Source organism: Halobacillus litoralis (genome assembly GCF_020171725.1).
Classification (GTDB): domain Bacteria; phylum Bacillota; class Bacilli; order Bacillales; family Halobacillaceae; genus Halobacillus; species Halobacillus litoralis_F.
In genome coordinates, this window is sequence record NZ_JAIVAJ010000011.1 from 38365 (window position 1) to 59595 (window position 21231).

The 21231-nt window shown below is 45.7% G+C and carries 23 protein-coding genes, 1 rRNA gene and 2 other annotated features; all 24 genes read right to left on the bottom strand.

From position 1 onward, the window contains the following. Positions 1–102: 102 nt before the first annotated feature. The 24 genes from rplL to rrf all read right to left on the bottom strand — a co-directional run bounded on the left by rplL (position 103) and on the right by rrf (position 21098). Positions 103–468, bottom strand: coding sequence for a 50S ribosomal protein L7/L12 (rplL, locus tag LCM20_RS18875; RefSeq protein ID WP_225197049.1), 366 nt, complete (start codon positions 466–468; stop codon positions 103–105). 52 nt (positions 469–520) lie between these two features. Then, the gene (rplJ, locus tag LCM20_RS18880) at positions 521–1021 is read right to left on the bottom strand and encodes a 50S ribosomal protein L10 (protein ID WP_225197050.1); all 501 of its coding nucleotides are present in this window, start codon (positions 1019–1021) and stop codon (positions 521–523) included. Positions 1022–1060: 39 nt separating this feature from the next. Further along, positions 1061–1208, bottom strand: a sequence feature (ribosomal protein L10 leader region). A gap of 52 nt (positions 1209–1260) precedes the next feature. Further along, complete coding sequence (rplA, locus tag LCM20_RS18885) at positions 1261–1956, bottom strand: 50S ribosomal protein L1 (protein ID WP_225197051.1); 696 nt, start codon at positions 1954–1956, stop codon at positions 1261–1263. A gap of 118 nt (positions 1957–2074) precedes the next feature. Continuing rightward, positions 2075–2500 (bottom strand): 50S ribosomal protein L11, encoded by a 426-nt coding sequence (gene rplK, locus LCM20_RS18890; RefSeq protein ID WP_079477364.1) that lies wholly within the window; start codon positions 2498–2500, stop codon positions 2075–2077. A gap of 170 nt (positions 2501–2670) precedes the next feature. After that, entirely contained in the window at positions 2671–3210 is a 540-nt protein-coding gene (gene nusG, locus LCM20_RS18895; RefSeq protein ID WP_225197052.1) for a transcription termination/antitermination protein NusG, read from the bottom strand. A 259-nt stretch (positions 3211–3469) separates the two neighbouring features. Beyond that, complete coding sequence (secE, locus tag LCM20_RS18900; protein WP_225197053.1) at positions 3470–3640, bottom strand: preprotein translocase subunit SecE; 171 nt, start codon at positions 3638–3640, stop codon at positions 3470–3472. A gap of 33 nt (positions 3641–3673) precedes the next feature. Further along, a complete protein-coding gene (gene rpmG, locus LCM20_RS18905; RefSeq protein ID WP_225197054.1) occupies positions 3674–3823 on the bottom strand; it encodes a 50S ribosomal protein L33 in 150 nt (49 codons plus the stop codon). Positions 3824–3898: 75 nt separating this feature from the next. Further along, the gene (gene sigH, locus LCM20_RS18910) at positions 3899–4555 is read right to left on the bottom strand and encodes an RNA polymerase sporulation sigma factor SigH (RefSeq protein WP_225197055.1); all 657 of its coding nucleotides are present in this window, start codon (positions 4553–4555) and stop codon (positions 3899–3901) included. A gap of 81 nt (positions 4556–4636) precedes the next feature. Next, positions 4637–5146: an NYN domain-containing protein gene (locus tag LCM20_RS18915; protein ID WP_225197056.1), complete on the bottom strand. Its 510-nt coding sequence runs from the start codon at positions 5144–5146 to the stop codon at positions 4637–4639. A 3-nt stretch (positions 5147–5149) separates the two neighbouring features. After that, a complete protein-coding gene (gene rlmB, locus LCM20_RS18920; RefSeq protein ID WP_225197057.1) occupies positions 5150–5893 on the bottom strand; it encodes a 23S rRNA (guanosine(2251)-2'-O)-methyltransferase RlmB in 744 nt (247 codons plus the stop codon). Then, a complete protein-coding gene (locus LCM20_RS18925) occupies positions 5890–6297 on the bottom strand; it encodes a Mini-ribonuclease 3 (protein WP_225197058.1) in 408 nt (135 codons plus the stop codon). The genes rlmB and LCM20_RS18925 overlap by 4 nt, the downstream gene beginning before the upstream one ends. Before the next feature lie 4 nt (positions 6298–6301). Next, positions 6302–7702, bottom strand: a complete 1401-nt coding sequence (gene cysS, locus LCM20_RS18930; RefSeq protein WP_225197059.1) for a cysteine--tRNA ligase — start codon at positions 7700–7702, stop codon at positions 6302–6304. Position 7703: 1 nt separating this feature from the next. Further along, positions 7704–8354 (bottom strand): serine O-acetyltransferase, encoded by a 651-nt coding sequence (gene cysE, locus LCM20_RS18935; RefSeq protein WP_225197060.1) that lies wholly within the window; start codon positions 8352–8354, stop codon positions 7704–7706. A gap of 92 nt (positions 8355–8446) precedes the next feature. After that, positions 8447–8662: a binding site (T-box leader), on the bottom strand. A 44-nt stretch (positions 8663–8706) separates the two neighbouring features. After that, complete coding sequence (gltX, locus tag LCM20_RS18940) at positions 8707–10176, bottom strand: glutamate--tRNA ligase (protein WP_225197061.1); 1470 nt, start codon at positions 10174–10176, stop codon at positions 8707–8709. A 58-nt stretch (positions 10177–10234) separates the two neighbouring features. After that, positions 10235–11425, bottom strand: a complete 1191-nt coding sequence (locus tag LCM20_RS18945) for a bifunctional 2-C-methyl-D-erythritol 4-phosphate cytidylyltransferase/2-C-methyl-D-erythritol 2,4-cyclodiphosphate synthase (protein ID WP_225197062.1) — start codon at positions 11423–11425, stop codon at positions 10235–10237. Positions 11426–11548: 123 nt separating this feature from the next. Beyond that, complete coding sequence (locus LCM20_RS18950; protein WP_225197063.1) at positions 11549–12649, bottom strand: PIN/TRAM domain-containing protein; 1101 nt, start codon at positions 12647–12649, stop codon at positions 11549–11551. Between the two features lie 153 nt (positions 12650–12802). Beyond that, positions 12803–13876 carry a DNA integrity scanning diadenylate cyclase DisA gene (disA, locus tag LCM20_RS18955; protein ID WP_225197064.1) on the bottom strand — a complete coding sequence of 358 codons (1074 nt, stop codon included), beginning with the start codon at positions 13874–13876 and terminating at the stop codon, positions 12803–12805. After that, positions 13877–15256: a DNA repair protein RadA gene (gene radA / locus LCM20_RS18960; RefSeq protein WP_225197065.1), complete on the bottom strand. Its 1380-nt coding sequence runs from the start codon at positions 15254–15256 to the stop codon at positions 13877–13879. Positions 15257–15428: 172 nt separating this feature from the next. Further along, a complete protein-coding gene (gene clpC, locus LCM20_RS18965) occupies positions 15429–17894 on the bottom strand; it encodes an ATP-dependent protease ATP-binding subunit ClpC (RefSeq protein ID WP_225197066.1) in 2466 nt (821 codons plus the stop codon). 18 nt (positions 17895–17912) lie between these two features. Further along, positions 17913–18983 carry a protein arginine kinase gene (locus LCM20_RS18970; protein ID WP_225197067.1) on the bottom strand — a complete coding sequence of 357 codons (1071 nt, stop codon included), beginning with the start codon at positions 18981–18983 and terminating at the stop codon, positions 17913–17915. A 2-nt stretch (positions 18984–18985) separates the two neighbouring features. After that, entirely contained in the window at positions 18986–19531 is a 546-nt protein-coding gene (locus LCM20_RS18975) for a UvrB/UvrC motif-containing protein (protein WP_225197068.1), read from the bottom strand. A gap of 20 nt (positions 19532–19551) precedes the next feature. Next, entirely contained in the window at positions 19552–20016 is a 465-nt protein-coding gene (locus LCM20_RS18980) for a CtsR family transcriptional regulator (RefSeq protein ID WP_225197069.1), read from the bottom strand. A gap of 160 nt (positions 20017–20176) precedes the next feature. Next, positions 20177–20860 carry an MgtC/SapB family protein gene (locus LCM20_RS18985; protein ID WP_225197070.1) on the bottom strand — a complete coding sequence of 228 codons (684 nt, stop codon included), beginning with the start codon at positions 20858–20860 and terminating at the stop codon, positions 20177–20179. A gap of 124 nt (positions 20861–20984) precedes the next feature. Continuing rightward, positions 20985–21098 (bottom strand): 5S ribosomal RNA (rrf, locus tag LCM20_RS18990). Positions 21099–21231 lie beyond the last annotated feature (133 nt).

Sequence of the window (21231 nt, forward strand, 5' to 3'; positions counted from 1 at the left end):
CGCCTCGTGATCATTTTTTATCGGAGATGATATTGAGAGGCTATATAATAGAAGAAAAAGAAAGCCCGCCGATAGTCAGCGAGCTTTACTTTGAAAGTCCAATTACTTAAGTTCGATCGTAGCGCCAGCTTCTTCAAGCTGAGACTTGATTTCTTCCGCTTCTTCTTTAGAAACGCCTTCTTTAACAGCTTTAGGAGCGTTGTCTACAACGTCTTTAGCGTCTTTAAGACCAAGTCCAGTGATTTCACGTACTGCTTTAACTACTTTGATCTTAGAAGATCCAGCAGATTCAAGTACTACGTCGAATTCAGTTTGCTCTTCAGCAGCTTCGCCACCTGCAGCAGCACCGCCGACTGCAACTGGAGCTGCAGCAGATACACCAAATTCTTCTTCAATAGCTTTTACTAGGTCGTTAAGTTCAAGAACAGACATTTCTTTGATCGCTTCAATGATTTGTTCGTTAGACATGAGAAAGTTCCTCCTTATTGTTTTTAATTTAATAGTTTAGACGAGTGCTAACTTACGCACTTTCTTCTTCTTTTTGGTCCGCAATCGCTTGTGTAGCGTATGCGAAGTTTCTGATTGGTGCTTGTAGTACGCTTAGGAACATAGATACAAGACCTTCGTAGTTTGGAAGCTCTGCAAGCTCTTTGATTTGCTCAAGAGATGCAACCTGACCTTCTACTACGCCACCTTTGATTTCAAGGTTATCGTGATCTTTAGCAAAGTTGTTAAGAATTTTAGCAGGTGCAACAGCGTCGTCTGCATGGAATGCTAGTGCTGTCGGTCCTACAAGAACGTCGTTAAGCTCAGTAAGCTCAACTTCTTCAGCAGCGCGGCGAGTCATTGTGTTTTTGTACACTTTGAAATCAACGCCAGCTTCACGAAGTTGTGAACGAAGTTCTGTAACTTCTGCAACGTCAAGTCCACGGTAATCTACTAGTACAGCAGATTTACTGTTACGGAACTTGTCAGCTAGTTCAGTTACAACTTGCTTTTTCTGTTCGATAATGTTGCTCATCGTTCCACCTCCTATTGACTTATCATCATACCGTTTGAAGGCTCCATGTAAAAGACCCCCATGTAGACATGGAGGTCTGTATGATCAGTCCAGGGCTTAACGCGCTGTCCTGTATATTCACACACCTCGGCAGGATATTTAAGCGGTGACCCGCCCCTGCTGTCTACGGTATAACGTATTCATTTATACAACGTTTCTAATTATAATCAACTAGAAACGGAAAGTCAACAATAAATTAATTACTTAACGTAATTGGAAACGTCAACTTTGATTCCAGGTCCCATTGTAGAAGATACTGCAGCGTTACGCATGTACGTACCTTTTGAAGCTTGTGGCTTCGCTTTTACAAGGGCATCTGTGATTGCTTCGAAGTTTTCAACCAATTTGTCTTGATCGAAAGAAGCTTTACCGATTGGAACGTGGATGTTAGCTGCTTTATCAACGCGGTATTCAACTTTACCAGCTTTGATTTCGTTAACAGCTTTCTCTACTTCGAACGTTACCGTACCAGTTTTAGGGTTAGGCATAAGTCCTTTTGGTCCCAATACGCGACCCAGCTTACCAACTTCAGCCATCATGTCTGGAGTTGCTACAACTACGTCAAAGTCGAACCAACCTTGGTTGATCTTGTTGATCAGGTCCTGCTCTCCTACGTAGTCTGCACCAGCAGCTTCTGCTTCTTTCGCTTTATCACCTTTAGCGAAAACAAGCACACGCTGAGATTTACCTGTACCGTGTGGAAGCACCATCGCACCGCGGATTTGCTGGTCCGCTTTCTTAGGGTCAACCCCAAGACGGAATGCTGCTTCAACTGTTTCATCAAAGTTTGCTTTTGCTGTGTCTTTTACTAGTCCGATTGCTTCTTGGACTTCGTAAGATTTCGTACGATCAACAAGCTTTAGAAGCTCTTGTTGTTTTTTCGTCTTTTTAGCCATTTCAAATTTCCTCCTCGTTGTGGTTTTAACGGATTGTCCTCCCACGAATAAAGGTTGCGAAAAGGGACAAAAACTCCAATTCCGCAACCTTTTCCTATCTACTCTTGACGCTGTGGGATTAGTCTTCGATCGTGATACCCATGCTGCGTGCTGTACCTTCAACCATGCGCATTGCAGCTTCAACGTCAGCAGCGTTCAAGTCAGGCATTTTCGTTTCTGCGATTTCGCGTACTTGATCGCGCTTTACAGAAGCTACTTTGTTACGGTTTGGTTCACCGGAACCTGACTCAACTCCAGCCGCTTTCTTAAGAAGAACAGCAGCAGGTGGAGTTTTCGTTACGAATGTAAATGAACGGTCTTCAAATACCGTAATTTCAACTGGGATAATCATACCCGCTTGATCTTGCGTACGAGCGTTGAATTCCTTACAGAATCCCATGATGTTGATACCAGCTTGACCTAGTGCAGGTCCTACTGGTGGAGCCGGGTTAGCTTTCCCTGCAGGAATCTGTAGTTTTACAACGTTAATTACTTTTTTAGCCACGAGACACACCTCCTTAAAGTCCGTGATGTGGTAATAGGGATTTGCCCCTCCCACTCTTTGCATTATGCATAAACGCCCCGGTGTTCGAGGCACATAAAGAACATAAGAATTTTAGCATTTATTCTCGTTCAATGCAAGGGGAAGAGATTTATTTTTTTCAAAAGATTGGATTAACCTAACTTCTCAATTTGAGAGAAATCCAGTTCAACCGGGGTCTCTCGGCCGAACATATTCACATGAACTTTCACTTTCTGTTTGTCCAAGTCAATATATTCGATGGTACCTGTGAAGTTTGCGAAAGGCCCATCTGTTACTTTAACACTTTCCTTCACTTCGAAGTCAACCTCTGTTTTCGGTTGTTCGTTCATACCCATTCGTTTGAGGACTGTTTCCGCTTCTTCTGGAAGGAGAGGGATCGGCTTGGAACCCGAACCAGTAGAGCCAACGAATCCTGTCACGCCGGGAGTGTTCCGAACGACATACCAAGAATCATCTGTCATGACCATCTCTGCCAGCACATAGCCAGGAAAAACTTTCTTTTTCGCGATTTTGCGCTTTCCGTTTTTTATTTCCGCCTCTTCATCTTCCGGGACAAGCACACGGAAGATTTTATCTTCCATTCCCATTGATTCGACGCGCTTTTCTAAGTTGGTTTTTACTTTATTTTCATAACCTGAATAGGTGTGAACAACATACCATCTTTTTTCCATCATTACAGGACAAGTATTTGCCCTTCCCTCCCTTATATCAAAAATTATTGCAACGGGTTCTACCATACATAGGTTGAAGCGCTGTTTCAGAGAGCCCCCATACTTATGAATCCTCTCCGACACTTCAGGATGCAGAAGTACGTGTCCGTTTTACCATAAAGCCAAACTGTACCATTTTTTAATGCAATGAAAAAACCCGTAGAACGGGTTTTTTTGTAAGTCTGTCTTCTATTATAGCATAAAACGAATACTACTATTCTTATGAAATCAGTTCAAGAATCTGAGAAATACCTAAATCGACGACGGCAAAGAAAATAGCAACGAAGGCTACTGTAGCAAGAACGGTAATCGTATAACGAGTAAGCTCCTGCCCTTTTGGCCAGCTGACTTTCTTCATTTCTCGAGAAACATTTTGAAAGAACTTAAACATCTTCGCATACCCCCAGTATGACGTCTTGATCGTCTATTTCGTTTCGCGGTGCAGGGTATGGGTCCCACAACGCTTGCAGAATTTGCGAACCTCTAGACGCTCGGATTGATTAGAACGATTTTTATATGAACTATAGTTTCGACTTTGACATTCCGTACAAGCTAAAGCTACTTTCTCACGCATACATATCACCTCATTTTCGAGGTTTTCACACTTCGTATAATGTAGCACGCTTGACAAAGCCTGTCAATCTCACTTCTAGAGGGTGATTTCACTGACTTCTAAATATTTCTCCAGCTTCCGCTTCACACGCTGCAAGGCGTTGTCGATCGATTTCACATGACGATTCAGCTCAACTGAAATCTCTTGGTAGGATTGCCCGTCCAAATATAAGGCGAGCACTTTCTTCTCCAAATCACTTAAAAGCTCGGAAATCTTCTCTTCCATGTCGAAGAACTTCTCTTTGTTCACAATCAATTCTTGCGGATCGATGGCTTTGGATCCAGCGATTACGTCTAACAATGTGCGGTCTGACTCTTCATCGTAAATCGGCTTGTCCAAAGAAACGTAGGAATTTAACGGGATGTGCTTTTGTCTTGTGGCGGTTTTGATTGCGGTAATAATTTGACGAGTGACACATAATTCTGCGAATGCTTTGAAGGAAGAGAGCTTCCCTTCCCTGTAATCGCGGATCGCTTTGTAGAGACCAATCATGCCTTCTTGTACAATATCCTCTCGATCTGCGCCAATAAGAAAATAAGTCCGTGCTTTAGCGCGAACAAAATTTTTGTACTTATTGATTAAATAATCGAGCGCCTGGACTTGACCTTGATTAATCCGTTCAACAATTGCTTCATCATCAAGCTTGCTCAAATCCACTTCATCGATGTCTGTCTTCGTTTGAATGATGCTCACACAAGATCCCCCCGACCGTGCTACCTCAATATAGCAATATTATACAGTAAGGATTTGAAAAGCGTCAACAAGTTGTCAGAATTATTTATCTCCTCGCCGCCACTTTTCGAACAAATCCCTTACTTCTTTTTTCATCGGTATTTTCGGCTGGTATTGAACTTGATTATGGCTTTCGACATCTTTTTCTATTTCTCTTTCAATGTTCTTAACCTCGATATACAGCTCACGGGCGGACTTCCGGAATGCCCCCTGTCCGAAGATGGTGCGCTGTTCGGCATAATCCGATGTAGCGACGTAGACTTGAGTACGCACGTCATTCAACTCTCCTGCGAGCCGCTCAATTCGTTCATCCGCTGTTTCATTTTCTTTTGTGAAAATCACTTCGACTTTGTAGCTCTTCTGCTTCTTGGCAACACCTCTGACGTGATAGGCGTCAAAGACGATGATGATCCGGTCTCCTGTGTAAGACTGGTATTCAGCCATCATTTCGATTAGAAGATCCCTGGCTTGACCCAAGTCGGTTTCTTTCAACTTCTTCAGCTCAGGCCAGGCTCCAATCATGTTATAACCGTCAACAATGAGGACGATCATCTCTTACTCCCCAATGGGATGACGCTTTCTATACACTTCATACATCAATAGAGAAGCCGCTACAGATGCGTTCAGTGAAGTAACCTTACCAGCCATCGGGAGACTTACGGTCCAGTCGCACTTATCCTTCGTCAGGCGGCTCATGCCACGACCTTCACTACCGATCACAAGAGCAACCGCCATGTTTCCGTCCAACTTACGGTAATCTTCTGTGCCATCCGCGTCTGTGCCGACAACCCAGACAAACCGTTCCTTCAATTCATCAATCGTCCTTGCAAGGTTCGTCACTCTTGCGACAGGGATGTACTCAATCGCCCCTGTTGACGTCTTGGCCACAGTAGCTGTCAACGAGACGGAGCGGCGTTTCGGAATAATGACACCGTGAGCGCCGGCCGCATCTGCCGTTCTTAAGATCGAGCCCAGGTTATGGGGATCCTCGATTTCGTCACAAATGATAAAGAAAGGAGCTTCCCCTTTTTCTTCTGCTTTGGCAAACAAGTCTTCAATATCGCTGTACTCATAGGCCGCAACTGATGCCACGACTCCCTGGTGGTTTCCGTCGACAAGCTGGTCGATTTTTTTCTTCGGAACACGCTGGACGTTCACCCCGTTCTCTTTCGCCAACTGTTCTAACTTCTTCACAGCCTGATGCTGCAACTGATCCGTCACCCAGACTTTATTGATGGCACGACCTGATCTCAGTGCTTCTTGAACAGGGTTCTTGCCTATAATCCATTCATCCTTCATGCTTCTTCCACTCCTTTCTCCACGTATTCTATGGCTTGTCCAATTAATTGTTCCAACCGCTCCGTCTGACCGTCCAAGTAAAGAAACCCAAGGACAGCTTCGAATGCGGTCGAGTAACGATACGTTTGAACGTCTGTACTTTTCGGAACGGATCCGGACTTGGCATTTCGGCCTCGTCTCAGGACCCCTTCCTCTTCTTCTGTTAATGCTTCCTGATCAGTCCAGTGGGAAACGACAGCAGCCTGCGCTTTGGCTGACACAAATTTCACGGCAGCCTGGTGCAGCTGTTGAGGTTTGATTTCCCCTTTTTCCAACAGGTGATGCCTGACGTACAATTCATAAACGGAATCGCCCATGTACGCGAGAGCCAGACTCTTCATCTGCTTTACATCTGAAATGGCCATGCCGTCACCCTCGCTTCCAACGGGTACCTTGAGATGTATCTTCAAGGAGGATGTTGCGTTCCTTCAATTCGTCGCGAATCTGATCGGCGCGTTCGAAATTCCGGTCTTTTCTAGCCTGGATCCGCTCTTCAATCAGCGCTTCCACTTCTTCATCGAGCAACTCTTCCGCCGCTTCAATCTCAAGACCAAGAACCCCTGTCAATTCTTTGAATGCCTCTTCGAAAGCGGACAAGACGTTCGAATGCGTCTGGGATTCCTGAAGGTAGAGATTCGCGGATTTCGCTAGGTCAAAAAGAACGGAAATCGCATTGGCCGTATTGAAGTCATCATCCATTTCTTTGATGAACTGCTCTTTATGAGCTTCGATCTTGCTCAGCCACTGGTCATTGTCTTCCGTCAGGTCGAGACTCGTTTCCTTGCGGTGCTTCACATTTTCAAAAGCATTCTGAATACGTTCGAAACTGCTCTTCGCTCCGCGCAGAAGTTCATCACTGAAGTTGATCGGGTGACGGTACTGTACGCTCAGCATGAAGAAACGGATCACCTGTGGGTCATGCTGTTTCACTAAGTCATGAGCAAGAATAAAGTTACCAAGGGACTTCGACATCTTCTCGTTCTCGATATTAATATACCCGTTGTGCATCCAGAAGTTCGCAAATGACTTGTCATTGTGGGCTTCCGATTGCGCAATTTCGTTTTCGTGGTGAGGGAAGGTCAAATCCTGTCCCCCCGCATGAATATCAATCGTGTCTCCGAGGTACTTCTTCGCCATCGCAGAGCATTCGATGTGCCAGCCTGGACGGCCTGTTCCCCACGGACTATCCCACGTGATTTCACCTGGTTTCGCCTCTTTCCAAAGCGTGAAATCGAGCGGGTCTTCTTTTTTATCCCCCACTTCGATTCTGGCACCGGAACGAAGCTCATCGATGGATTGCTGAGAGAGCTTTCCGTAGGATTCGAACGAACGTGTTCGGAAGTAGACATCCCCATCAGAGGCATAAGCGAACCCTTTGTCGATTAAACCTTGGATGAAATCGATGATCTCCTCCATGTTCTCTGTCACGCGGGGATGATCGACCGCTTCTTTTACACCAAGCGCCCCTACGTCCTCTTTATAGGCCTCAATAAAGCGGTTGGCAATATCAGTGACACCTTCGCCCATTTCATTCGCAGCTTTGATTAATTTGTCGTCGACATCTGTGAAGTTCAGTACGTAATGGACATCGTATCCGCGGTATTCGAAATAGCGGCGAACAGTGTCGAATACAATGGCTGGGCGGGCATTGCCGATGTGAATGTAGTTGTAGACGGTCGGTCCGCAGACATACATTTTCACCTTGCCTTCTTCAATGGGTTGGAACGGTTCTTTTTGACGTGTCAGTGTGTTGAATACACGAATAGCCACGTTACTTCACTCCTTTTGCTTCTTTTAATTCTTCTTTCATTTTTTCTAACTCGGTTTCTAAATGGTTGAGTCGATCGTAAACGGGATCCGGGAGTTTGTGGTGATCCAAATCCTTCTTACGTACTTTCTTCCCGTTCTGGACGACAACATGCCCCGGAATTCCGACCACCGTTGAATTGTCCGGCACATCGTTCAGTACGACAGAGCCAGCCCCTACTTTTGAATTCTCTCCAATTGTGATCGATCCAAGTACTTTTGCCCCCGTCGCAACAAGAGAGTTATCCAGCAGCGTCGGGTGACGTTTCCCTTTTTCTTTGCCGGTTCCTCCAAGCGTAACGCCTTGGAAGATCGTCACATTATTCCCGATTTCACACGTCTCCCCAATGACCACACCCATGCCGTGATCAATGAAAAAACGACGGCCGATTTTCGCTCCTGGATGAATCTCTATACCTGTAAAGAAGCGGCTGATTTGAGAGATGACCCGTGCCAGGAAAAAGAATTTCCGCCGAAAACAAGCATGAGCCACCCGATGCGCCCAAATGGCATGCAAGCCCGAATAGGTCAAAATCACTTCCAAATAAGAACGAGCGGCTGGATCCTGGTCGAATACAACATCGACATCTTCTTTAAACATCTTGAACAGCCCCATACTTGCTCTCCTCCTTTATTTCATCTCTGCTTCGTCTTAAACGTTGTACCGATGATTTCAATAAACAAAAAACGCGCCCCTGTGCACAAAGGCACAGAGACGCGTTAAGCGTGGTTCCACTCTGCTTGGGAAATGGCTGAGATTCCCCACTCATCCTGGTAACGGCAGGTGACCGCTCCTGTCTACTGTGTTTCGACAAAAGACTCCGAGGTGCATTTCAAAAGGCCGGACCTGAACCACTCTCAGCAAGTGTGGCTCTCTCTGTGGAAGTGACGCGCCTTCTTACTTCTCCTCTTCAACGTTCTGTATTGATATCTTTACTATATGACAAATGACCAGCTTTGTGAACAAATTAGCCTTGAAGCTTCGCTAATACATCATCCAGGCGAACCGTTACGGTCTCAAGACCAAGAAGGTGAATGGCGTTCGGAAGCTCTGGGCCGTGTGTCTGACCTGTCGTGGCCACACGGATTGGCATGAACAACTTCTTCCCTTTGTGTCCAGTCTCTTTTTGAACGGCTTTAATTTGTTTCTTGATGTTCTCAGGTGTGAATTCATCAAGCTCGTTCAAGTTCTTCTTAAACGTTTCAAGGACTTCCGGTACCTGCTCGCCTTCCAGTACGTTCATTGCCTCTTCATCATAATCAATCTCCTGCTTGAAGAAGAGCTCTGTCAATTCGACAATTTCTGCACCATAGCTTAGTTGATCGTGGTAAAGCGAGATCAACTCACGCGCCCACTTACGATCTTCTTCACTCATGTCCTCAGAAAGACGACCTGCTTCGATCAAGTGCGGAAGAGCAAGTCCTTCAACACGATCTAGATCAGACGCTTTAATATACTGGTTGTTCATCCACTTCAGCTTCGCCGCATCGAATACAGCTGGTGACGTAGACAGACGTTCAGGGTTGAAGATGTCGATCAGCTGCTCTTGTGTGAAGATCTCTTCTTCGCCTTCAGGTGACCATCCAAGAAGTGTAATGAAGTTGAATAGAGCTTCCGGCAGATAACCGAGGTTCTTATACTGCTCGATGAACTGCAGAATGTGCTGGTCACGTTTACTTAACTTTTTGCGCTCTTCGTTCAAAATCAAGGTCATATGACCGAATTTCGGAGGCTCCCATCCGAACGCTTCGTACACCATCATCTGCTTCGGTGTGTTGGAGATATGCTCTTCCCCGCGCAGGACGTGGGAGATTTCCATCAAGTGATCGTCGATGGCAACGGCAAAGTTATACGTTGGTGTACCGTTCTTCTTCACGATGACCCAATCACCGAAGTCGCTGGATTCGAAAGTGATGTCATCACGGACGATATCGTTGAACTTATACGTCTTATTCTCAGGCACACGGATACGGATACTCGGTTCGCGCCCTTCCGCTTCGAATTGTTCGATCTCTTCTTGAGACAAGTTACTGTGAGCTCCTGAATACTTCGGCGCTTCCCCGCGAGCCATCTGCGCTTCGCGTTCCGCTTCCAGCTCTTCAGAAGTCATATAACATTTATAAGCCAGCCCACGTTCTAGAAGTTCGTCGACATATTTCTTATAAAGATCAAGGCGCTCCATCTGGCGGTACGGACCATATTCTCCGCCTTTGTCCGGACTTTCATCCCATTCGACACCGAGCCAGTTCAAATAGTTCAGCTGGCTGCGCTCGCCGCCTTCTACGTTTCGCTTCTCATCTGTGTCCTCTATACGGATGACGACCTTTCCACCTAGATGTTTCGCATAAAGGTAGTTGAATAGAGCCGTTCTCGCATTTCCGATATGGAGATGCCCTGTTGGACTTGGTGCATAACGCACACGTACTTGATTAGACATAATCATTCCCCTTTCGTTATTTCCGGGTTTTACTTTGTATTATTTTATCATTTTTTGCTTAGGATTGTGGACCATTTTGCAAAAGAACGACAGCCTGAGCCGCGACGCCTTCTTTTCTGCCAGTGAATCCGAGCTTCTCCGTCGTTGTCGCTTTGACATTGATACGAGCAGGATCGGTATCAAGCAGACGTGCGATATTGCTGCGGATCTCCTCGATGTAAGGAGCCATCTTCGGCGCTTGAGCAATGACTGTACAATCGATATTTCCAAGCTCAAAGCCTCTCTCTTTTACAAGCGACCAGACATGGGTCAGCAGCTTCCCTGAATCGGCATCTTTAAACTCAGGGTCGGTATCCGGAAAATGCTTTCCGATATCCCCTTCTCCAATAGCACCGAGACAGGCATCCGCGATTGTATGAAGCAGTACATCAGCATCTGAATGACCGAGCAGCCCTTTTTCATAAGGGATTTCGATTCCTCCGATGATGCACGGGCGTCCTTCTGTTAATTGATGAACATCAAATCCTTGTCCTATTCGAAACATGGGCGATTCCATCTCCTTCCCTCTCCGCTGATTTTTCACATAAGCTTCTGCTTTATGTAAGTCTTCGGGAGTCGTCAGTTTAATATTATCGTAGCTACCTTCTACAATCTCCACAGGGACTCCCAACTGTTCTACTAAAGAAGCATCATCTGTTCCATAGTATCCACGGCTTTGCGCTTGTTGATGCGCATCCATAATCAGCTCATACTTAAATGCCTGAGGGGTCTGAGCCGCCCATAGATAATGGCGGTCAAGAGTCGAGAGGTGTTCTCCGTTCTTCTGCTTGATGGTATCCGTCACTTTGACCGCCAGAAGAGCCGCTTGCTTATCAGCGGTCGTTTCAGCGAGCTTATGCAGAGCGTCGGTGCTCACGAACGGACGGGCTCCGTCGTGGATAAAGACCGGAATCTCCGTGTTCTCGATCGCTTGTAATCCCGCCAACACGCTGTCTTGTCGCTCCGCTCCACCATTTACAAAACGAACCGCCTGACAAGCTTCATATTTCGAGAGAAGCTCTTCCATCTTGCCTCGCTCCTGTGTGTTCGTGACGAGGACAATCTCCTCACACCAAGGGTCCTCTCGGAAGACGGATAACGTATGTATAATCAACGGCTGATCATCAATCATCAAAAACTGTTTATTGCGGCCTGCCAGCATCCGCTTCCCTTGTCCGGCTGCCAGAAGAACTGCTGAATATTTAACCATGACATCCACCCTATTATGGAATCCGGACCTTCAAGGCACCGTTTCCCGATTTCGTTCCTTAACAACAAAAGTGATAACACTAAGGTTATCACTTTTGTTTGTCCCTATTTGTTTATACCGTTTTTATAAGGCTTTTTCAAGTGATTTTGGCTTAGCGAAAATCATTCGTCCAGCGGAAGTCTGAAGAACACTTGTGACAATGACATCAATCGTCTTGCCGATATAATTCTTCCCTTCCTCTACCACGATCATCGTCCCATCATCGAGATAGGCGACACCTTGATTCTGCTCTTTACCGTCTTTAATCACTTGGATCTTCATCTCTTCACCCGGAAGCACAACCGGCTTCACGGCGTTCGCTAGATCATTAATGTTTAAGACTTGGACATTTTGAAACTCACATACTTTGTTCAAGTTGAAGTCATTGGTCACGACAATACCATTCATGACTTTTGCGAGCTTGACCAGCTTACTGTCGACTTCTTGTATATCTTCAAAGTCCCCTTCGTAAATCTCCACGTTTACAGGGAGGTCTTTCTGCAGGCGGTTCAGAATATCCAACCCACGGCGACCTCTGTTCCGCTTGAGTCCGTCAGAAGAATCAGCAATGTGCTGCAATTCTTCCAGAACAAATTGAGGAATGACAATGGTTCCTTCAAGGAAATGCGTCTCACAGATATCTGCGATTCGACCATCGATAATGACACTCGTATCTAATATTTTCTGTTTTGGGATCAGGGATTCGTCTACAGATGACGTTTCTGTAGCCTGATCTGCATCGTCACTCTTCTTATCTTTGCGCGTGACCATACCAAGGAATTCGTCTTTTCTCTTGAAGCCGACCTGGAAACCGAAATACCCTAAGAAAAAGGTAATGATGATCGGCACGACTTGATCAACGACTGGAATCTCAAATTGCTGAACTGGAATATTGACCAGATAGGCAATGATTAAACCAACAATCAGTCCCAGACTTCCAAATAACAGATCAGCAGCAGGAGCTCGTACGAGCGTATCCTCCACCCATCTGAGAAAATCGACAATATAATCCACAAACCAAAACATTAATAAATATAAAATAAGTGCTCCGATAACAGCGCCTAAGGATGATTGGATTAAGCCCGGCCAATCCATTCCCATCAATCTGAATAAATCAGGCAGATAGAGATAACCAATGGTACCACCTGTTAATACGATGAATAACTGTACTATACGTTTAAGCACTTCTCCTCACCTCCTTCTAATCAGTATGACCAAAGTGCTTTCCCATTAATCGTTGAATATAGGAATGATGAATTCTAAATTATCACAGTTTCCATTTTAAGTCAAAGGATAACCAAACATGATACCATGATTAGACGAAATAAGTCAATATCCCTATATGTGACGATCGACAAATAATTGCTCTTGAATCCGCTCTAACCCGTCTTGAATTTTCATCGCGCGGACTTCTCCAACCCCGTCTACCTCGACTAATTCTTTGGTAGAAGCCTGAACTAAAGCTTCCAAGGTGCTGAATCGTCCCACCAAATGTTCAATGATCAGCGGCGGCAGCCTCGGAATACGGTTGAGGATCCGATACCCTCTCGGGTGGATGGCATCTTCCATCTTCGTATTAGAGGAGTAGCCGAGTAATTTCAGGATCTGTTCGTCTGATAAAAACTCAGCAGACGTGACTTCCTGCATTTTTCTCAGAATATAATGCGGCTCATAGTCCGGTCTCTTACTATAGTCCTTCAACAGCAACGCCGCTTCGTCCTCAATGTTCGATACAAGCTCTGTCATTTGTAATTGGATCAGACGTCCCTCTGTGCCCAACTCATTCACATAGTTAAGGATTTCTGTCTTTGTCCGTAGCACCATCTCGATTCTATGAACAACCTGGACGACCTCGGAGAAAGAAACCATATTTTCAAACTCCATCGCACCAAGATTGGTGATGCTTTGGTTCAGTACATTTTTGTATTTTTCAAGCGTCTGAATCGCCTGGTTCGCCTTCGTCAAAATAACCCCGATATCCTTCAACGAATAGCGCAGCGCCCCCTTATACAGGGTAATGACATTACGGCGCTGTGAAATCGCAATGACGAGTGTGCCCGTCTGTTTGGCCACACGCTCCGCCGTACGGTGGCGCATCCCGGTTTCTGTCGATAAGATATCCGGATCCGGCATCAACTGAGCGTTGGCATAAAGAATTTTGCTCGCTTCGCCATTCAAAATCAGCGCACCATCCATTTTAGCCAGCTCGTACAAGTGAGCCGGAGTGAAATCGGACTGAATATGAAATCCGCCATCGACAAGTTCCCTTACTCCGTCACCGTATCCTAGAACGATCAGCCCTCCCGTATTGGCGCGCAGGACGTTCTCAATCCCATCGCGCAGCGGTGTACCGGGCGCTACAAACTTCAAGATTTCTCCCATACCATGGTCTTTTATCTCATGCCATTCCATTTAAGCATCTCCTAACGTAACCTTCATGGCCTCCTGTACAGAGCTCACACCGATCACCTCAATGTTGGAAGGCACTGTCCAGCCATCCATGTTCTTTTTAGGGATAATCACTCGTTTAAAACCGAGTTTCGCTGCTTCCTGGACACGTTGTTCAATCCGGGCGACACGACGAACTTCGCCGGTTAACCCTACTTCTCCTACAACAACATCATCCGGCCTTGAGGAACGATCACGGAAGCTTGACGCCACACTGATTGCGACAGCAAGGTCAATCGCCGGTTCATCCAGTTTCACGCCGCCTGCCACTTTGACATAAGCGTCCTGGTTCTGTAATAAAAGTCCGGCTCTCTTTTCAAGCACTGCCATAATCAATGGAATACGGTTGTTATCGATTCCTGTCGCCATTCTTCTTGGATTACCGAATGCGGTTGGTGAAATTAAAGCCTGGATCTCGACAAGGACAGGGCGTGACCCTTCCATCGAACAAACGACAATCGATCCCGCCGCTCCCTGTGAACGCTCTTCAAGAAAGATCTCGGAAGGGTTGAGCACTTCTCTCAAGCCCTCCTCCTTCATCTCAAAGATTCCCATTTCGTGTGTACTTCCGAAACGGTTTTTGACGCTTCGCAGGATTCTGAAGGTGTGGTGCCGTTCTCCTTCGAAATAAAGGACCGCATCCACCATGTGTTCAAGCAGTCTCGGACCTGCAATAGATCCCTCTTTGGTAACATGCCCTACAATGAAAATCGGAATACCTTTACTTTTGGCAACCCGCATCAATTGACTTGTACACTCTCGTACTTGAGAGACACTTCCCGGCGCCGATGTAACGTCTTCCTTGTAAATGGTCTGTATGGAGTCAATGACCACAAATTTCGGATCAACTTGCTCAATATGCGTAATGACGTCCTGTAAGTTCGTTTCGGATAAAACGTACAATTCGTCTGAGGTAATGCCGAGACGCTCAGCCCGAAGCTTCGTCTGTCTGGCAGACTCCTCTCCTGAAATATATAAGACCGGCATGTTTTTGTCAGCAATCTGGGCGGAGATCTGCAAGAGTAAAGTTGACTTACCGATACCCGGGTCTCCACCGATTAAAACAAGCGATCCCGCTACGATTCCCCCACCAAGCACCCGGTTAAACTCGGGCATGTCGGTCGGTAGACGCGGTTCTTTCTGTGATTGAATAGCTGTGATTTTCTCTGGTTTAGATGTTGCGGAAGTGGAATTCGTCTGGAATACGTGCCTGGAGTTCGTGCCGGTTGCACTCACTTCTTCCACTAAAGTATTCCACTGTTGACACCCCGGGCATTTGCCCATCCATTTCGGCGTTTCATATCCACATTCCTGGCAAACAAATTTCGTTTTTCTTTTTGCCAAGACGCTCGCTCCTCTATCTATATTTTATACGATATGGTTCGTAAAGAAGTTTCATGATCATATCAATTGTATTAAGATTTTCTTACTAAAATCAAATAGACGCAAGCTTTTTGACTTCGTTATGTATAAAGAAATCGGAAGGTGTCGAGACCTTCCGATTCCGGTTTATCTATCATGAATTTGTCGATTCCTGCTGCTGGGTATGAACAACGAACTCTTTCTTATCGTTCAAGTCGATTTTCACTTTCTGTCCTTTGGCAATGTTCTCTTTCAGCAATTCTTCAGACAAGAGATCTTCTACGTTCTTTTGAAGCGAACGACGCAACGGACGGGCTCCGTACTCAGGGTCGAAACCTGTTTCTGCGATGTGTTCGATCGCAGCTTCTGACAAGGTAAAGTCGATTTCCTGTTCCTGAAGACGCTGGCGAAGGTGGTCCGCCATCAGCGTAACGATGGACTTCATGTGTTTTCTCTCTAGAGAGTGGAACACGATCGTCTCATCAATACGGTTTAAGAATTCAGGACGGAACGCTTTCTTCAATTCCGCGGTTACCTTGGACTTCATGTCTTTATAATCCTGGTCGCCATCTTCCATCGTGAACCCAACGTATTTGTTGGATTTAAGCTCCTGAGCACCAACGTTTGATGTCATGATCAGGACTGTATTACGGAAGTCTACAACGCGTCCTTTAGAGTCTGTCAGACGACCGTCCTCAAGCACTTGAAGCAGGATGTTGAATACTTCAGGGTGCGCTTTTTCAATCTCATCCAGAAGGACGACAGAATACGGTTTGTTCCGTACTTTTTCTGTCAGCTGACCGCCTTCATCATATCCTACATAACCTGGTGGTGAACCAACCAGACGTGACGTGCTGTGTTTTTCCATGTATTCGGACATGTCGATCCGAATCATCGCATCCTCTTCACCAAACATGCTCTCTGCAAGCGCACGGGCAAGCTCCGTTTTACCAACACCTGTTGGTCCTAAGAAGATGAAGGAACCGATTGGACGCTTCGGATCTTTCAAACCGGCACGAGCACGACGGATTGCTTTGGAAATCGATTTAACGGCTTCGTCCTGACCGATGACGCGGTTGTGAAGCGTGTCTTCGAGTGCAAGTAGACGCTCACTTTCATCCTTGGTCATCTTAGAAACCGGCACACCGGTCCATGTAGACACGACAGACGCAATATCCTCAACCGTTACTTCAGAATCTTCCTGACCCTGCTTCTCTTTCCACTCATCCTTCGTCTGATCTAGTTCGTCACGGAGACGCTGTTCACTATCGCGAAGGGATGCAGCTTTTTCGAATTCCTGGCTCTGAACAGCCGCGTCTTTCTCTTTTCTTACCTCTTCCAGCTTCTGCTCAAGCTCTTTCAAGTTTGGCGGAGCTGTGTAAGAACGAAGGCGGACCTTCGAAGCTGCCTCATCAATTAAGTCAATCGCTTTATCCGGAAGGAAACGATCCGTAATATAGCGGTCTGAGAAACGCACAGCGGAATCAATTGAATCGTCTGGAATCGTGACACGGTGGTGTGCTTCATAACGGTCACGAAGCCCTTTAAGGATTTGTACAGACTCTTCGAGGTTCGGCTCATCCACTTGGATAGGCTGGAAACGGCGTTCAAGAGCCGCATCTTTCTCGATATACTTACGGTATTCATCCAGTGTAGTAGCACCGATACATTGCAGTTCGCCACGTGCAAGGGATGGTTTCAGAATGTTGGAAGCATCAATCGCCCCTTCTGCGCCACCTGCGCCGATCAACGTGTGCAACTCATCAATGAATAGAATGATGTTGCCTGCCTGACGGATCTCCTCCATCACTTTTTTCAGACGATCTTCGAATTCACCGCGGTACTTCGTTCCCGCTACGACCGTACCCATATCGAGTGTCATAACGCGCTTATCACGGAGGATCTCAGGTACTTCATTGTTCATAATCTGTTGAGCCAATCCCTCAGCAATCGCCGTTTTACCTACACCAGGCTCACCGACAAGTACCGGGTTGTTCTTCGTACGACGACTCAACACTTGAATCACTCGTTCGATTTCTTTACTACGCCCGATGACAGGGTCGATGTTACCTTCTTTTGCAATAGCGGTTAAATCACGTGCTAGAGAATCCAGTGTCGGGGTGTTCGCATTGGCTGCTGGGCCTCCTGCGCCACCTCCACGGCGATTCTGGCCGCCTGTAGACTCATTGTTGCCTAGCAGCTGTAAAACCTGCTGACGGGCTTTATTTAAGCTTACACCAAGGTTATTCAGGACACGCGCTGCTACGCCTTCTCCTTCACGGATCAATCCGAGAAGAATGTGTTCTGTGCCTACGTATGAATGGCCCAGCTTACGCGCTTCATCCATGGATAGTTCAATCACTTTTTTCGCACGTGGTGTATAATGAATCGTCTGAGAGACTTTGTCTCCCTTTCCGATTAATTTTTCTACTTCTTGTTGAATTTTTGCTGACTCGAGGCCAAGAGCGGAAAGTGCTTTTGCCGCAATACCTTCTCCTTCACTAACTAGCCCCAATAGAATATGTTCGGTACCAATATTATTGTGACCTAAACGAACAGCTTCTTCTTGTGCTAATGCCAATACTTTTTGTGCTCTTTCAGTAAATCGCCCAAACATCATGGACATTACCTCCTAACATTAATCTTCATTCTCTAATTGCAATCTTTCTCTGATTAATGATGCTCTTCGTATATCGCGCTCTTCTGGTGTAAGGGTTGCTTTTGCATATTGTTGCAAAAATCCCGGCTGTGTTAAAATCATCAGCTCATTTAGGATGGTGCGCGGGATATGATCGATCATGCCGAGGTCAATCCCAAGCCGCAAGTCCGATAAGCATTTGGCTGCCTCTTTAGACTCTATGATGCGACTGTGCTTTAAAACACCATATGATCGGAAAATCCTATCCTCGAGCTGAATACCAGATCGATTCACCAGCGCCTCTCTCGCACGCCTTTCCTGATCGATCAGCTGCTTTACGACGCTGTGGAGATCTTCGACTATATCCGGCTCAGACTTCCCAAGTGTAATCTGGTTTGAAATCTGAAAGATATTCCCCACGGCTTCACTGCCTTCACCATAAATCCCTCTGACCACAAGCCCCAACTGGTTGATTGCTGGTGTCATCCGGTTGATCTGCTGTGTCATAGCCAGGGCCGGCAGGTGCATCATGACAGATGCCCTCATTCCTGTCCCCACATTCGTCGGGCAGGAAGTCAAATAACCTCGTTTTTCATCAAACGCGTAATCCACTTTCTCTTCCAACCAGTCATCCAATTGAGATGCCTGCTCCAGCGCCTTATCTAATTGAAAGCCGGGGAAGTACAATTGTATGCGGATATGGTCTTCTTCATTAATCATGATAGACACTTGCTCATTCTGAGAGATTAAGGTTCCCGAGTGCTCAGGTTTTTCAGCTAAGTGTGGACTCACTAAGTGCTTCTCCACGAGCACCCGTTTTTCAATAGGTTGAAGATCTTTCATTTTAACGATTTCAAAGTCCTTGTAATCACGAAATGACTGATGCTTAAACTTCTCTTCAAAAAATTCCATCACTTCATCTAGAGTCTGATCAGATGCAATCAGCGGAAATGGGTAGTGAGAGAAATTACGTGCCAGTCTGATCCGACTGCTCATCACAATGTCACTATCCGGCCCATCCTCTTTCATCCATGGACTGATTGCCTCATTCATAAATTGCTGCAACGACATAATTACTCACCACCCTCCCCTTGCTGAAGTTGGCTTTCTAATGTACGGATCTTATCTCTAATGTTCGCCGCATGCTCAAATTCTTCCTGCTCAATGAGCTCTTTAAGACGAGATTTATAATCTTCAATTTCACGCTTCAGGTGCAGGTTACCACCCTCACGCTTCGGTATTTTCCCATCATGACGCGTGTTCCCACTGTGGACTCGGCGTAAAATCGGGTTGATGCGATCATCAAAGGTTTGGTAACAGGATGCACAGCCAAACTTTCCGATTCTAGCAAACTCCTGATAAGTTAACCCACACGTCGGGCATTTCAGTTGAGATGCTTGTTGATAGGACTGCGTTTTCTGGTTGCTGAACGGAGAAGAACCTTCAGAATGAAACAGACCGGACAAGAGGTCATTTAACGTGAAGTTCTCTTCTCCATAACTCATATAACCCTTTTCCTTCGCACATTGTTCACACACATGAACCTCTGTTTTTTGACCATTCACAACCTGTGTTAAATGGACCGTTGCAGGTCTTTTCTTGCATTCCTGGCACTCCATACCTCTAACCCCTTTCCGCCTCAACTTTTATATTTCAACGTAAACAGCATAGCTGTCATCATCCGAGATCGAACTTCATCTCTTAAGGGAAGTGGAAAAGCAAGTACTTCCCGGTCAATCATGCTTTTGATCAAAAGTGCTTCACGTCTTGAAATCAGGCGATGCTCCAGCAGTCTCTCAACCACATCTGTCGCTGCACCTTGAGAAACACGAGGTTGAACAAGCTCCATGACTTCTTCAATCATATCCGCATTATTTTTATGCTGGATCCGGCTGATGCGGATATAACCGCCCCCGCCACGTTTACTCTCTACTATATATCCTTTTTCCACAGTAAACCTTGTTTTAATCACATAGTTGATTTGAGAAGGTACACATTGGAATTGATCAGCAATTTCACTTCGCTTGATCTCAATGCTGTTGGATTGATTCTCCTCGAGGATATTTTTTAAATGTTCCTCGATAATGTCTGAGATATTCCGCATCTTCCCTCCCCCTCTTTTGACTTTGACTATCTTTGACTTTAATTTTATTATACTCAAATTTTATTGTCACGCAACTAAAATGTTTTCGTGGAATACATCTTTCATGTTTCCCTATACGAGTCTTCCTTAAAACAAAAACTACGCAATTATTTGCGCAGTTTTACAAAGAAATATTCACTTCTAATACAGACGGTCGTTCTGAGATTTTCTCAATGATCTCTTTGATTCTCTCTTTTCCTCTTACTTCGACTTCAAATACAAGGGTGTGCACTTTTTCTCCCCTTTTCAACTGTGAAGACCGCAGCACAATACCTGGTTGGTCGAGGAGAGAAAGCACTTCCCTGATTTCTCCAGTATAAGAAACCGTAATTTTCACCTTCTGCTTCCCGTTCTCGATCATTTTCTTTTTCTCTAATTTATTTAAAAAGATCAGAGAAAGTAATACGGTAAGCGTAGACAGGATCGCAATATCGTACATACCTGCCCCTACTACTAGTCCAATCCCGGCGACCGTCCAAATAGAAGCAGCGGTTGTAAGGCCACGAATCGTAACCCCGTGCACCATAATCGTCCCAGCTCCAAGAAATCCAATTCCACTGATAACATAGGAGGGAATACGAGCGGGGTCAAAGCGCACGTGATCATACTTGTCTATAAATGTATCAAAACCATATAAAGAAAGGAGCATCATCATACAAGCTCCCGTCCCTACCAATATATGCGTTCGAAAACCTGCCGATTGATTCTTCACTTCCCTTTCAAAACCAATCAGGCCGCATAGCATCATAGCACTTAAGAGACGGACCGCGTACAGGGAAGTGTTGGGACCGAATATTTCAAACATATCACTCTCCCCCTTCTACTTACCATCCTATGAACAGGGCTCTAATAAAATACAAACAACCTATTATTTTCACCATTTAGAAAAAAGCCCCTCAGAGGAAATCCTCTAAGGGGCTTTTCTAATGACGTGGCGGCGTCCTACTCTCACGGGGGTAAACCCGACTACCATCGGCGCTGAAGAGCTTAACTGCTGTGTTCGGCATGGGAACAGGTGTGACCTCTTCGCCTTCACCACCACATCATATAAGGTTTTAAAGTAAACCTTCAAAACTGGATAAGAGTTGTTCAAACCGAAATAAATGTCTTTTCAGATAGATAAGTCATCGATCCATTAGTATCTGTCAGCTCCACGTGTCACCACGCTTCCACCTC